The 13,084-nt window shown below is 71.0% G+C and carries 12 protein-coding genes; 2 read left to right on the top strand and 10 right to left on the bottom strand.

Translation table 11 applies throughout. From position 1 onward, the window contains the following. Window positions 1-22: 22 nt before the first annotated feature. From IW249_RS13195 to IW249_RS13185, 3 genes are read right to left on the bottom strand one after another with little or no spacing between them, the layout of a single operon-like run. Window positions 23-604 carry a 2'-5' RNA ligase family protein gene (locus IW249_RS13195; protein ID WP_372433038.1) on the bottom strand — a complete coding sequence of 194 codons (582 nt, stop codon included), beginning with the start codon at window positions 602-604 and terminating at the stop codon, window positions 23-25. Between the two features lie 13 nt (window positions 605-617). After that, window positions 618-1,643, bottom strand: a complete 1,026-nt coding sequence (gene trpS / locus IW249_RS13190; RefSeq protein ID WP_196920989.1) for a tryptophan--tRNA ligase — start codon at window positions 1,641-1,643, stop codon at window positions 618-620. Window positions 1,644-1,676: 33 nt separating this feature from the next. Then, complete coding sequence (locus IW249_RS13185) at window positions 1,677-2,846, bottom strand: hemolysin family protein (protein ID WP_231392508.1); 1,170 nt, start codon at window positions 2,844-2,846, stop codon at window positions 1,677-1,679. A gap of 249 nt (window positions 2,847-3,095) precedes the next feature. Here IW249_RS13185 and galE point away from each other — a divergent pair, with 249 nt between their 5' ends. Continuing rightward, a complete protein-coding gene (gene galE, locus IW249_RS13180; protein WP_231393443.1) occupies window positions 3,096-4,025 on the top strand; it encodes a UDP-glucose 4-epimerase GalE in 930 nt (309 codons plus the stop codon). Window positions 4,026-4,140: 115 nt separating this feature from the next. Continuing rightward, on the top strand, window positions 4,141-5,310 hold the full coding sequence (galK, locus tag IW249_RS13175; RefSeq protein ID WP_196920987.1) for a galactokinase: 1,170 nt from the start codon (window positions 4,141-4,143) through the stop codon (window positions 5,308-5,310). Window positions 5,311-5,439: 129 nt separating this feature from the next. Here galK and IW249_RS13170 read toward each other — a convergent pair whose 3' ends face one another. The 7 genes from IW249_RS13170 to glmU form a co-directional block, all read right to left on the bottom strand. Then, window positions 5,440-6,693: a sulfate adenylyltransferase subunit 1 gene (locus tag IW249_RS13170; protein WP_196924769.1), complete on the bottom strand. Its 1,254-nt coding sequence runs from the start codon at window positions 6,691-6,693 to the stop codon at window positions 5,440-5,442. 74 nt (window positions 6,694-6,767) lie between these two features. Continuing rightward, on the bottom strand, window positions 6,768-7,679 hold the full coding sequence (gene cysD / locus IW249_RS13165; protein WP_091394617.1) for a sulfate adenylyltransferase subunit CysD: 912 nt from the start codon (window positions 7,677-7,679) through the stop codon (window positions 6,768-6,770). 75 nt (window positions 7,680-7,754) lie between these two features. Further along, a complete protein-coding gene (locus tag IW249_RS13160; RefSeq protein ID WP_124774352.1) occupies window positions 7,755-8,585 on the bottom strand; it encodes an inositol monophosphatase family protein in 831 nt (276 codons plus the stop codon). Window positions 8,586-8,717: 132 nt separating this feature from the next. After that, window positions 8,718-9,308, bottom strand: a complete 591-nt coding sequence (gene pth, locus IW249_RS13155) for an aminoacyl-tRNA hydrolase (RefSeq protein WP_196920986.1) — start codon at window positions 9,306-9,308, stop codon at window positions 8,718-8,720. Window positions 9,309-9,402: 94 nt separating this feature from the next. Continuing rightward, a complete protein-coding gene (locus IW249_RS13150) occupies window positions 9,403-10,098 on the bottom strand; it encodes a 50S ribosomal protein L25/general stress protein Ctc (RefSeq protein WP_196920985.1) in 696 nt (231 codons plus the stop codon). A gap of 332 nt (window positions 10,099-10,430) precedes the next feature. Continuing rightward, window positions 10,431-11,411 (bottom strand): ribose-phosphate diphosphokinase, encoded by a 981-nt coding sequence (locus IW249_RS13145; protein ID WP_030329105.1) that lies wholly within the window; start codon window positions 11,409-11,411, stop codon window positions 10,431-10,433. Window positions 11,412-11,469: 58 nt separating this feature from the next. After that, window positions 11,470-13,029, bottom strand: coding sequence for a bifunctional UDP-N-acetylglucosamine diphosphorylase/glucosamine-1-phosphate N-acetyltransferase GlmU (gene glmU / locus IW249_RS13140; RefSeq protein WP_196920984.1), 1,560 nt, complete (start codon window positions 13,027-13,029; stop codon window positions 11,470-11,472). Between the last annotated feature and the right edge of the window lie 55 nt (window positions 13,030-13,084).

Below are 13,084 nucleotides of genomic sequence, written 5' to 3'. Positions count from 1 at the left end.
CGGCCGGCGCGTCGCCGACGGTTCAGTCGCCGAGGCAGAAGTCGCGACGCGGCTGCCACCTGGCCTGCCCGCTGTGCGAGAAGAGGGTGAACGCGTCGACCTCGAACATCGCGGAGAAGTCGGCCAGATCCTCGTACACCCTGTCCAGCGCCTCCGGTGCCACGTCCTGAGCCACTGTGACGTGCGGATGGTACGGGAAGCGGAGCTCGCGGTGCAGGCCCGGCGCCGCGGCGATGGCCGCCGCCAGCAACTCGCATTCGCTGATCCCGGCGGCCACCGCGACGAACACCACCTGGGTGACCGGACGGAACGTGCCGGTGCCCCGCAGGTGCAGCGTGAACGGCAGGTGCGCGGCGGCGACGGCGGCCAGGTGCCGCTCGATCGCTGGCAGGTTCGCCGTCCGGATCTCGGTGGGACCGAGCAATGTCACGTGCGCGGGCACCGCCAGCGGATCACCGGCCTCGACCCGCCGCCGGGTGAGCTGGGCACCCCACGGCTCGGGGATGTCCACCGCGATGCCGATCTGGATGGTGTCGCCGGTCGGCGGCACCCCGCCACTGCGATCCACGCTGCGCGCCGCCCCTCCGAGCACCGACCCGTCCACAGGTATCGCGGCGCTACTCGCCACGCACGGGCGGGAAGAACCCGACCCGCTCGTACGCGGACCGCAGGGTCGTCGCGGCCACGGCACGAGCCTTCTCCGCGCCGGCCGCGAGCAGCTTGTCCAGCTGCGCCGGATCGTCGAGGTAGGCGCGGGTGCGCTCCTGGATCGGGCGGACGAAGTCCGTCACCACCTCGGCCAGTTCCTTCTTCAGATCGCCGTAACCGCGACCCGCGTACGCGGCCACCAGCTCGTCGATGCTGCGGCCGCTGAGCGCCGAGTGGATGGTCAACAGGTTGGACACACCCGGCTTGGTCTCGGCGTCGAAGACGATCTCCCGACCGGTGTCGGTCACCGCCGAACGGATCTTCTTCGCGGACCGGGCCGGATCTTCGAGCAGGTCGATGATGCCGGCCGGCGAGGACGAAGACTTCGACATCTTCGCTGTCGGGTCCTGGAGGTCGGTGATCTTGGCAGTGTCCTTCACGATGTGAGGGGCGGGCACCGTGAACGTCGCACCGAACAGCGAGTTGAACCGCTGGGCCAGATCTCGCGAGAGCTCCAGGTGCTGGCGCTGGTCCTCGCCGACCGGCACCGCGTTGGCCTGGTAGAGCAGGATGTCGGCGGCCTGAAGGACCGGATAGGTGAACAGCCCGACGCTGGCCCGCTCGTTGCCCTGCTTCTGCGACTTGTCCTTGAACTGGGTCATCCGGCTGGCCTCGCCGAAGCCGGTGATGCAGCCGAGCACCCAGGCCAACTGCGGGTGCTCGGGCACCTGCGACTGGACGAACAGGGTGCTGCGTTCCGGATCGAGCCCGACCGCGAAGAGCTGGGCAGCGGCCACCCTGGTCCGTTGGCGCAGCAGCGCCGGGTCGTGCCCCGCAGTGATGGCGTGCAGGTCCACCACGCAGTAAAACGCGTCGTGGGTGTCCTGTAGTGCCACCCAGTGCCGCACCGCGCCCAGATAGTTGCCGAGGTGGAACGAGTCGGCTGTCGGCTGGATGCCGGAGAAGACGCGGGGCCGGGCGGGTACGTCGGACATGGCGATAATTCTGTCAGCAAGCAACCCGGTCCGTCATGACGGGCCGGCGGGTCGGCTCCGGCCCGCCGGTGCCGGGGTGCTGACCTCGCGTGGTTCGCCCGCGCCGACCCGGCGCGTCGGGCCGACAGTGACCCGGCGGTGCTGCCCCGCCACCGCCTCCCGGGCCTGCCCGGAACCGCCCGCCGAGGCCAGCTCGGCGTCGTACTCGCGGCGCTGCTCGGTGCGCGGCTCGGTGCGCGGCTCGGCGGCGCGGGCGGCGGAGACGGCGAGTTGGGCCACCCGGCGGCCGTCCAACGCGAGCACCCGCAGCAGCCAGCCGGCTGGCAGGTCGGCCGGATCGGGCGCGCCGACCTCGGCGGGCTCACCCGGCACCGGCACCTCGTCGCCGGTCACCGGAAGCCGGCCCAGCGCGGCCATGACGAACCCGCCCACCGTCTCGTACGGCCCGGCGGGAAGTGCCACACCGGTCCGCTCGGCGAAGTCAGCGAGGTTGAGGCGACCGTCCACCACGGCGGGCAGGCCGTCGTGCACCGGGTCCGGGGCGGCGTCGTACTCGTCGTGGATCTCACCGATCAACTCCTCGATGAGGTCCTCCAGGGTGACGATCCCGGCCGTGCCGCCGTACTCGTCGACCACCACCGCGAGGTGCTGGCCCTCCCGGCGCATCTCGGTCAGCGTCGCGAGCACCCGTTTGCTGCCCGGGAGCCGCTTCACCTCCCGGGCCAACTCGCCGACGGTGACGCACGGGTCGGCGTCCGGGCGCAGCAGTACGTCACGGAGATGCACGAAGCCGACCACGTCGTCGTGGGTGCCGTCGGTGACCGGGTAGCGGGTGTGGGTTTCGGCGCGGACCAGTCGGGCGGCTTCGACGATGGTCAGCCGCGCCGGGAGAAAGACCACCTCGGTGCGCGGCATCATCACCTCGCGGATCAGGCTGGCACCGGCCACCAGGACCTCGTCGATGATCCGCCGCTCGTCCGGGTCGAGCACGGTGTTCGCCGCGACGAGGTCCCGCAGATCGGCCTCTGAGATGCGCTCCCGGCCGGCCGCCGGACCGGTCCCGAGCAGATCGGTGACGAGTCGGGTGGCGCCGTCCGCGGCGCGGACCAGCACCCGGGCGACGGCCCGGGCGAGCGGGCCGGGGTCGCGGCGGGGGTGTACCCGCGCGCGTCGCCGGAGCCCGGTACGGGCCACTTCCCGCATGACAGAGATGGTAGACACCGTGTGCCCACCGCACCGGGGATCACGCGGAGCGGCGCCCGAATGTTCGGCTCTGTTTAATCATGAGAGATTATGATGGAATGGGGTTGACGGTGGCGTCGGCGAGCGTGCCGGCCACCGCCCTAGTGTGATCACCGAAGGGCCACGTCCCGGGCGGGCCAGGCAGGAGGCAAGGACGTGAAACTGCTCGTCACCGGAGGCGCCGGCTTCATCGGAAGCGTGGTCACCCGGATGCTGCTCGACGCGGGTCACCAGGTGGTCATCCTGGACGACCTGCGCACCGGCCACCGCGAGGCCCTCGCCCCGGACGCCACCCACGTGGAGGCGTCCATCCACGACGCCGCCCGCGTCATCACCGCGGACGCCGGGTTCGACGGGGTGCTGCACTTCGCCGCCCTGATCGCTGCCGGCGAGTCGATGGTCAAGCCGGAGCTGTACTGGCAGAACAACACCATCGGCACGCTCGCCCTGATCGACGCGGTCCGGGCCGCCGGGGTGCCCCGGATGGTCTTCTCCTCCACCGCCGCCGTCTACGGCAACCCCACCGAACTGCCCATCACCGAGAACGCGGTGAAGGCGCCCACCAACACGTACGGCGCCACCAAACTCGCCGTCGACATGGCACTCACCTCCGAGGCGATCGCGCACGGGCTGGCCGCCGTGTCGCTGCGCTACTTCAACGTCGCCGGCGCCCACCTCGACGGCGACATCACGCTCGGCGAGCGACACGACCCGGAGACGCACCTCATCCCGATCGCGCTGGACGTCGCCGCCGGCCGCCGGGAGAAGCTCCAGCTCTTCGGGGACGACTACCCCACAGTGGACGGCACCTGCGTCCGCGACTACATCCACGTCGCCGACCTGGCCCGCGCGCACCTGCTGGCGCTGGACGCGGCCACCGGCGGCCAGCACCGGATCTACAACCTGGGCAACGGCAACGGCTTCACCAACCGCCAGGTCGTCGACGTGGTCCGCGAGGTGACCGGGCACCAACTGCCCGTCGAGGTCGCCCCGCGCCGCGAGGGCGACCCGGCCGAGCTGGTCGCGTCCTCCGCGCTGGCCCGCGAGGAGCTGGGCTGGGTGCCGCAGAAGCCGACCCTGCACGACATGGTCGGAGATGCCTGGGCGTTCTACCGCACGCACATCCTGGGGCAACGGTGAGCGCGAGGAGTGAGCCGGGTTTGCGAGCCCCGCAGTCGCGAACAAAGGAGGCACGGTGAGCGCGAGGAGTGAGCCGGGTTTGCGAGCCCCGCAGTCGCGAACAAAGGGAGACACCGTGACCCACTCGAGCGGTGACGTCGCCGAGCGGGCCGCCGCCGGCTTCTCCGCGCAGTTCGGTGGCCAGGCCTCCGGCCGCTGGGCGGCCCCGGGCCGGGTCAACCTGATCGGTGAGCACACCGACTACAACGACGGCTTCGTGCTGCCGTTCGCGCTGCCGATGCGCACCGTCGTCGCGGCCGACCGGCAGGACGGGGAGCACTGGACGGTCTGGTCCGAGCTCTCCGGCGAGGCGATCACCTTCGGCGCGGACGACGTCGCCGAGCCGGGTCGGGTCACCGGCTGGGGCGCGTACGTCGCAGGGGTGGTCTGGGCGCTGCGCGAGGCGGGTCACCCGGTGTCGGGCGCCCGGCTGGCGATCGCCTCCGACGTGCCACTGGGCGCCGGGCTCTCCTCCTCGGCCGCGCTGGAGTCGGCCGTGCTGGCGGCCCTGCTCGACCTCGGCGAGCTGGAGCTCGCCCCGGAACTGCAACCCCGGCTGGCCCAGCGTGCGGAGAACGTCTACGTGGGCGCGCCGACAGGCATCATGGACCAGTCCGCGGCGATCCGGTGCCGCGCTGGGCACGCCCTCTTCCTGGACTGCCGCGACGAGTCGGTCGAGCACATCCCGTTCGACCTGGACGCCGCCGGGCTGGCGGTACTGGTCATCGACAGCCGGGCACCGCACCGCCACGCCGACGGGGAGTACGCGGCCCGCCGACGCTCCTGTGAGGCCGGGGCCACCACGCTCGGCGTCGCCGCCCTGCGCGACGTGGGCGTCGACCAGCTCGACGCCGCGTTGGCGCAGCTCGACGACGAGGAGACCCGGCGGCGGGTCCGACACGTGGTGACCGAGGACCAACGCGTACTGGACACCGTGGCGCTGCTCCGCGCCGCCCGGGTCCGCGACATCGGCCCGCTGCTGACCGCCTCCCACGTCTCGATGCGCGACGACTTCGAGATCACCGTGCCGGAGATCGACACCGCGGTCGAGGCGGCGTTGGCGGCCGGCGCCCTGGGCGCCCGGATGACCGGCGGCGGTTTCGGCGGATGCGTGCTCGCGCTGGTCGAGGCCGACCGGGCCGATGCGATTGCCGCCGCGGTGACCGACGCGTACGCCGAACGTGGCTTCACCGCCCCCGGTACCGTCACCGTCCTCCCCTCCCCCGGCGCCACCCGCCTGCAGTGACCCCCACCCACCCCAGCCGGTGATCAAGAGGGCTGCGTCAGGATTCGGGCTCGAATTGACGCAAGCCTCTTGATCACCGCTCGGGGTGGGGTGGGGTGGGGGCTGGGCTGGGGCTGGGCTGGCAGGCGGTTAGCCGGCTTCGACGATCATGGCGGCACCTACCGTGCGGTTGGTCGCCTCGTCGATGATGACGAAGCCGCCGGTGGTGCGGTTGCGGCGGTACTCGTCGGCCAGCAGCGGCACAGTGGTGCGCAGACGCACCCGGCCGATCTCGTTGAGCCGCAACTCGTCGGCCGACTCGTCGCGGTGCAGCGAGTTGATGTCCAGCCGGTAGTGCAGCCCGCGCACGATGGCCCGAGCCGACCGGGTGGTGTGCTTGATCGCGTACCGGCCGCCGACCCGCAGCGGGGCCGTCTCGTCCATCCAGCAGACCATCGCCTCGATGTCCTGGGCCACCGCCGGTGCGTTGTTAGGCCGGCAGATCAGGTCACCGCGCGAGATGTCGATCTCGTCGGCCAGTCGTACCGTCACCGACATCGGCGGGAACGCCTCCGGGACCGGCCCGTCGGCGGTTTCCACGGCGGCGATCCGGCTGGTGAAGCCGGAGGGCAGCACCATCACCTCGTCACCCGGCTTCAGCACGCCGGAGGCGACCTGGCCGGCGTAGCCGCGGTAGTCGGTGACAGTGGTGGACTGCGGACGGATCACGTACTGCACCGGGAACCGGACGTCGACCAGATTGCGGTCGCTGGCGATGTGCACCCGCTCCAGGTGGTGCAGCAGCGACGGGCCCTCGTACCAGGGCATGTTGTCCGACCGGGTGACGATGTTGTCGCCGCGCAACGCGGAGACCGGCACCACGGTCAGGTCCGGTACGTCGAGCTTCGCCGCGAACGCGGTGAACTCGTCGGCGATCCGCTCGTAGACCTCCTGCGACCAGTCGACCAGGTCCATCTTGTTGACACAGAGGACCAGGTGCGGCACCCGCAGCAGGGAGCAGAGGAACGCGTGCCGGCGGGACTGCTCGACGAGGCCCTTGCGCGCGTCCACCAGGATCAACGCCAGGTCCGCTGTCGATGCCCCGGTGACCATGTTGCGGGTGTACTGGATGTGGCCCGGGGTGTCGGCGATGATGAACTTGCGCCGGGGAGTGGCGAAGTACCGGTACGCCACGTCGATCGTGATGCCCTGCTCCCGCTCGGCGCGCAGACCGTCGGTGAGCAGGGCCAGGTTGGTGTATTCGTCACCGCGGGCCGCGCTGACCGCCTCCACGGCGGCCAACTGGTCGGTGAAGAGCGACTTGGTGTCGTAGAGCAGCCGGCCGATCAGGGTCGACTTCCCGTCGTCCACGCTGCCGGCGGTGGCGAACCGCAGCAGGTCCATCGGCCGGGCCTCCGGCCCGGCCCCGGTAACAGCCCGCGGCTCCGCATTCGCGGACGCCACGATCTCGGTGCTCATCAGAAGTAGCCCTCCCGCTTGCGGTCCTCCATGGCGGCCTCACTGACCCGGTCGTCACCGCGGGTGGCGCCGCGCTCGGTGATCCGGGTGGCCGCCACCTCCTCGATGACCTTCTCCACGGTGTCCGCGTCGGAACGGACGGCCGCAGTGCAGGAGGCGTCGCCGACGGTGCGGTAGCGCACCTGCGCCTTGAACCGCTCCTCACCCGCGCGGGGGCGGAAGAACTCGTTGACGGCGTAGAACATGCCGTCCCGCTCGATCACCTCGCGCTCGTGCGCGTAGTAGATCGACGGCAGTGGGATGCGTTCCCGGGCGATGTAGTGCCAGACGTCCAGCTCGGTCCAGTTGGACAGCGGGAAGACCCGGATCGACTCGCCCGGGTGGTGCCGGCCGTTGTACAGCGACCACAGCTCCGGCCGCTGGTTCTTCGGGTCCCACTGACCGAACTCGTCGCGGAAGCTGAACACCCGCTCCTTGGCCCGGGCCTTCTCCTCGTCGCGGCGGGCGCCACCGAACAGCGCGTCGAAGCGGTGCTTCTCCACAGCGTCCAGCAGCACAGGTGTCTGGATCCGGTTGCGCATGCCGTCGCCGGACTCGCGGACCATGCCGCTGGCCAGGGCCTCCGGCACGCTCGCCACCACCAGCTGCAACCCCAGCTCGGCGACCCGTTGGTCGCGGTATTCGAGGACCTCGGGGAAGTTGTGCCCGGTGTCGACGTGCATGACCGGGAAGGGGACGTTGGCCGGGGCGAACGCCTTCTGCGCGAGCCGCAGCATGACGATCGAGTCCTTGCCACCGGAGAAGAGCATCACCGGGCGTTCCATCTCGGCGACCACCTCGCGCATCACGAAGATGCTCTCGGCTTCCAGGGCGTCCAGGTGGGAGACCTGGTACGCCGCGGGGGTGGTCATGACACCGGCTCGATTCGCTCGCTCATCCGATTTCCAGACCTTTCCGGTCGGGCATGTCAAGAAAGTTCGCTCAGGCTACCCGGAATGTTTCTGCAGCGCTGCAAGCAACCGGGTGGCGAGATCCTTGCGGCAGACCAGAAGGTCGGGCAGGCGCGGATCCGCCTCGTTGTATTTCAGCGCAGAACCGTCGATCCGGGAAGCGTGCAGTCCGGTGGCCGTCGCCACAGCGACCGGGGCCGCCGAGTCCCACTCGTACTGCCCACCTGCGTGGATGTACGCGTCCACCTCGCCGGTGACCACTGCGGCGATTTTCGCTCCGGCCGACCCCATCGGCACCAGGTGCGCCCCGACGTCCTCGGCCAGATCGGTCAGGAAGACCGGCGGTCGGCTCCGGCTCGCGGCCAGGCGGATCTTCCGCTCGCCGGCCGTCGCCGCCTCCACAGTCATCGGCGGGTACGCCGGCGGGTAGTCAGTGCCCAGCACCCGGTGCTGCGCCGGCAGCCCCACCGCCCCGGCGACCAGCCCGTGCGGGCTCGGCGCGTTGCGCGCCCAGAGTGCCACGTGCACCGCCCAGTCGGAGCGGCCCTCCTCGGAGAACTCGCGGGTGCCGTCCAACGGGTCGACGATCCACACCCGGTCGGCGTTCAGCCTCGACACCGCTCCGGTGTTCACCTCCGCGGCCCAGGCCAACCGCGAGCCCTCGTCCTCCTCGGAGAGCACCGCGTCACCCGGACGCCACTTCGCCAACTCCGTGCGGATCAGGTCGTGCGACACCTTGTCCCCGGCCGACTTCAGCGCGCCGGTGTCGGCGAAACCCATCTCCGTGCGCAGGTCGAGCAGCGCCTGCCCCGCCCGGGACGCCAGCCATCGGGCGAACGCGCCATCGATCATCGGAGGACTGCTCATCTGTCCGCTCCCGTCGCCTCGCCGCGCTGCCCGCACGGGCCGATCCGCCGCGACTCGCGTCGCCGGTCGCGGCACGCCGAAAGGCGCAGACTACCGGCCCGCCGTTTCCGATTCGGGTACGCCCCGCCCGGCTCAGCTGCCGTGGTAGAGGTTCTGGGTCGGCTCCACGCCCCTGGTGATCACCGACTCCACCACGTCAGCGGCCCGGTCCACCAGGAAATCCAACTCCTTACGCTCGGCCGCGCCGAAATCCGACAGCACGTAGTCCGCCGGATCCTGCCGCCCCGGCGGTCGACCGACGCCGAACCGCACCCGGGCGTAGTCCTTGGTGCCCAACGACTTCGACATCGAGCGCAGGCCGTTGTGCCCGCCCTCGCCGCCGCCGAACTTGACCCGTACCTGGCCGAACTCGATGTCCAACTCGTCGTGCACCGCGATCACCTGATTCGTCGGCACCTTGTAGAACTGCGCCAGCGCCGCGACCGGCCCGCCGGAGAGGTTCATGTACGTCAGTGGCTTCACCAGCACCAGCTTCGGCCCACCGAACCCCAGCCGCGCCTCGGCCACCTCGGCCACCGCCCGCTTGTGCCGGCCGAAACGCGCGCTCACCCGCTTGGCCAGCAGCTCGGCCACCATGAACCCGACGTTGTGCCGGTTGCCGGCGTACTCCCGGCCCGGGTTGCCCAGGCCGACCACCAGCCACGGCCCCGCCTCGTCCGTCACGACCCGTCCCTTCCGACGCCCATCCCACCGACTCCCGATATGCCGACAGGCGCCCCCGAACATCCGGGGACGCCTGTCGCACAGTACGAACCGATCAGGCCTCGGTGCGCGCCTCGGTCGTCTCGCCACCCTCGGCCGGGGCAGCGTCCGCGCCCTCGGAGCCCTCGGTGGTCTCGCCGACCTCGGCCTCGGCCTCGTCGGTAGCGGCCTCGACCTCGGGCAGCGTCGCCTCGAGCTGCTCGGCGGTCGGGGCGGCGGTCACCGACGCGACGGTCAGGTCCGAGTCGGCGGCCAGCTCGACGCCGGCCGGCAGCTCGACATCGCCGGCGGTCACCAGGGTGCCCGCCTCCAGGCCCTCGATCGACGCCTCGAGGTGGTCCGGGACCTTGGTGGCGTCCGCGGTCACCGAGAGGGTGTCGTGGTCGTGCACGATCAGGGTGTCCCGGGCGGCCTCGCCGGTCAGCTGGACCGGGACCTCGACGGTGACCTTCTCGCCCCGGCGGACCAGGATGAGGTCGACGTGCTCGAAGGTGTCGCGGATCGGGTCACGCTGGATCGCCTTCGGCAGCGCCAGCACCTGGGTGCCGTCGGTGATGTCGATCGCGAAGAGCTGGTTGGCACCGCCCTTGCGGATCGCGGCGGCGAACTCCCGCGACGGCAGCGCGATGTGCTTGGGCTTCTCGCCGTGGCCGTACAGCACGGCGGGCACCTTGCCGGCCCGGCGGGTACGGCGGGCACCACCCTTGCCGAACTCGGTACGGGGCTCGGCGCTGATCTTTACCTCGGACACGGGGAAACTCCTGATGCTTTTCGCTGCGGCGGCTTGTCGTCTAACGGTGCTGGGGCGAGGGGCTCGCTGGGGCTCATGCGTCATGAACGACTGCCCGGAGCACCGCGTCGATGACGGTGCCTCCGTGCGGCGCTTTTCAGCGGCCCGCCGGGCACCCTCGCCGTGGCAACCGCACCAGTCTACCCGAGCTGTTTCCAGGGTTTCCGGCAGTCCCCGATCACGGCTCGGAACCGGCCCGTCGGTGGTGCTCCCACCAGCGTGCCAGCCCCGTTTCCGTCAGTTTGCCAGCCCCGCTCCCGCCAGCGTGTCGAGTGGCGGAAACGGGGCTCGGCTCAGCTCAGGCCACCGAAGAGGGTGGTCACCGAGCCGTCGTCGAAGACCTCCCGGATCGCCCGTGCCAGCAGCGGCGCGATCGACAACACGGTGAGCTTGTCCAGCTGCTTCTCCGGCGGGAGAGGCAGCGTGTTCGTCACCACGATCTCGCTGATCGAGCTGTTCTTCAGCCGCTCGGTGGCCGGGTCGGAGAGCAGCGCGTGGGTGGACGCGACGACGATCTCCGCCGCGCCCGACTCCTTGAGGATGTCGGCGGCCTTGGCGATGGTGCCCCCGGTGTCGATCATGTCGTCGACGATCAGGCAGACCCGACCCTCGACCTCACCGACCACCCGGTTCGCCACGACCTGATTCGGCTTCATCGGGTCACGGGTCTTGTGGATGAACGCCAGCGGGCAGCCGCCCAGCCGGTCGGTCCACCGCTCGGCCACCCGCACCCGGCCCGAGTCCGGTGCCACCACTGTCATCGGCCGGCCCGCGTACTTGTGCTCCACGTACTCGGCCAGGATGTCCATCGCGAAGAGGTGGTCCACCGGGCCGTCGAAGAAGCCCTGGATCTGCGCGGTGTGCAGGTCGACGGTGAGGATGCGGTTCGCGCCGGCGGTCTTCAGCAGGTCCGCCACCAGGCGGGCCGAGATCGGCTCCCGACCGCGGTGCTTCTTGTCCTGGCGCGCGTACGGGTAGAACGGCAGCACCACGGTGATCCGCTTGGCCGACCCCCGCTTCAGCGCGTCCACCATGATCAGGGTCTCCATGACCCAGGTGTTCACTCCGTGCGTGACGGACTGCACCACGAAGGCGTCCGAACCACGTACCGAGTCCTTGAACCGTACGAAGATCTCACCGTTGGCGAACTCGTACGCGTCGGCCGGGGTCGGCGCGACGCCGAGCACCTCGCCGATCTCCTTGGCCAACTCCGGAAAGCCACGTCCGGAAAAGAGCATCAGGCTTTTGCGGTTTTCGGCGACGATGCTGCCCATGGGCCCGTCTGCTCCCGTTATGTCGGCGGTACCCGACCCGGTGGTGGTGGGTCAGGGACTATTCGGTTGCAGTATCTCCCGAGCCGGATGCGCCGCCCACCGTCTCGGTCGCCCCGTGGATTGCCTCACTGTGGCTTGCGGCACCTGTCGTACCGGACGCACCCTTCGCGTCGCCGGCCGGCTGCGCATCCTTCGCGTCGCGGGCCCGCTGCGCGGCCTCCGCCGCGGCGGTGCCGGCGCGCCGCATGACCACCCAGCCCTCGATGTTGCGCTGGCGCGCCCGGGCGACGCCCATCGCCCCTGCCGGCACGTCGTCGACGATCACCGAACCAGCCGCCGTGTACGCCCCGTCGCCCACCTCGACCGGCGCCACGAACATGTTGTCCGCCCCGGTCCGCGCGTGGCTGCCGATCACCGTGCGGTGCTTGTTGACCCCGTCGTAGTTCACGAAGACCGACGCGGCGCCGATGTTCGTCTGCTCGCCGATCGTCGCGTCGCCGACGTACGTCAGGTGCGGCACCTTCGCGCCGGCGCCGATCTGCGAGTTCTTCACCTCGACGAACGTGCCGACCTTCGCCTTCTCGGCCAACTGTGCGGCCGGCCGCAGGTACGCGTACGGCCCGACGGTCGCGCCAGCGCCCACCTCGGCGCCGACGGCGTGGCTGCGGATCACCGACGCGGCGGGGCCGACGACGGTGTCGATCAGGGTGACGTCCGGCCCGATCAGTGCGCCGGCGCCGACCACGGTGCCGCCGCGCAACTGGGTGTTCTGGTCGACCACGGCGTCCCGGTCCAGTGCGACCGTCACGTCGATCCAGGTGGTGGCGGGGTCGAGCAGGCTGACCCCGGTGCGCATCCAGGCCTCGTTGATCCGGTCGCGCAGCAGCCCGCGCAGCGTGGCCAGTTCCACCCGGTCGTTGCAGCCCAGAGTCTCGACGTGGTCCACGGCGACGTGCACCGCCACCGGCTCACCGGCCGAGCGGAGCAGGCCGAAGACGTCGGTCAGGTACTCCTCGCCCTGGTCGTTGTCGGTGGAGAGCTTGCCCAGCGCCTCGCGCAGCCGCACCGCGTCGAACGCGTAGATGCCGGCGTTGATCTCCCGAATCGCTCGCTGCGTGGCGTCGGCGTCGCGTTCCTCGACGATCTGCTCCAGGCGGCCGTCGGCGTCCCGGACGATCCGGCCGAGGCCGGCCGGGTCGGGCACCTCGGCGGCCAGCACGGTGGCCGCCGCGGCGGCCTCCTCGTGCGCGGTCACCAGCGCGCCGACCGTCTCGGGTCGCAGCAGGGGCACGTCACCGTTGATCACCACGACCGTGCCGGCACCGTCCGGTACGGCGTCCAGCGCGATCCGCACGGCGTGCCCGGTGCCGAGCTGCTGGGCCTGGAGCACCGGCGTGGCGTCCGGAGCGACCTCGGACAGGTGCGCCCGGACCTGGTCGGCGCCGTGCCCCACCACGACGACGGTGCGGTCCGCGCCCAGCGGGGCGGCGGCGCTCAGCACGTGACCGAGGAGCGTCCGACCGAGCAGGGGGTGCAGCACCTTGGGCAGTGTCGACTTCATCCGCTTGCCCTCACCGGCGGCGAGCACGACGACGGTACGAAGGTGGGGCTGGGGCACGACGTGGCTCCCGTCGGGACGGCGGACACTCTCGCGGCCATGCTAGCCGCGAGGC

The organism is Micromonospora vinacea (assembly GCF_015751785.1).
In the GTDB taxonomy this organism is placed as follows: domain Bacteria; phylum Actinomycetota; class Actinomycetes; order Mycobacteriales; family Micromonosporaceae; genus Micromonospora; species Micromonospora vinacea.
This window is presented reverse-complemented; position numbering and strand designations above follow the sequence as displayed.

What these genes read in the sequence shown, in the direction of transcription:
- trpS (WP_196920989.1), bottom strand. Translation starts at nt 1,643, where the DNA reads ATGTCCGACGTACCCGCCCGGCCCCGCGTCTTCTCCGGCATCCAGCCG.
- galE (WP_231393443.1), top strand. Translation starts at nt 3,096, where the DNA reads ATGCTGCTCGACGCGGGTCACCAGGTGGTCATCCTGGACGACCTGCGC.
- IW249_RS13185 (WP_231392508.1), bottom strand. Translation starts at nt 2,846, where the DNA reads ATGCGGGAAGTGGCCCGTACCGGGCTCCGGCGACGCGCGCGGGTACAC.
- IW249_RS13170 (WP_196924769.1), bottom strand. Translation starts at nt 6,693, where the DNA reads ATGGACCTGCTGCGGTTCGCCACCGCCGGCAGCGTGGACGACGGGAAG.
- cysD (WP_091394617.1), bottom strand. Translation starts at nt 7,679, where the DNA reads ATGACCACCCCCGCGGCGTACCAGGTCTCCCACCTGGACGCCCTGGAA.
- IW249_RS13145 (WP_030329105.1), bottom strand. Translation starts at nt 11,411, where the DNA reads ATGGGCAGCATCGTCGCCGAAAACCGCAAAAGCCTGATGCTCTTTTCC.
- IW249_RS13160 (WP_124774352.1), bottom strand. Translation starts at nt 8,585, where the DNA reads ATGAGCAGTCCTCCGATGATCGATGGCGCGTTCGCCCGATGGCTGGCG.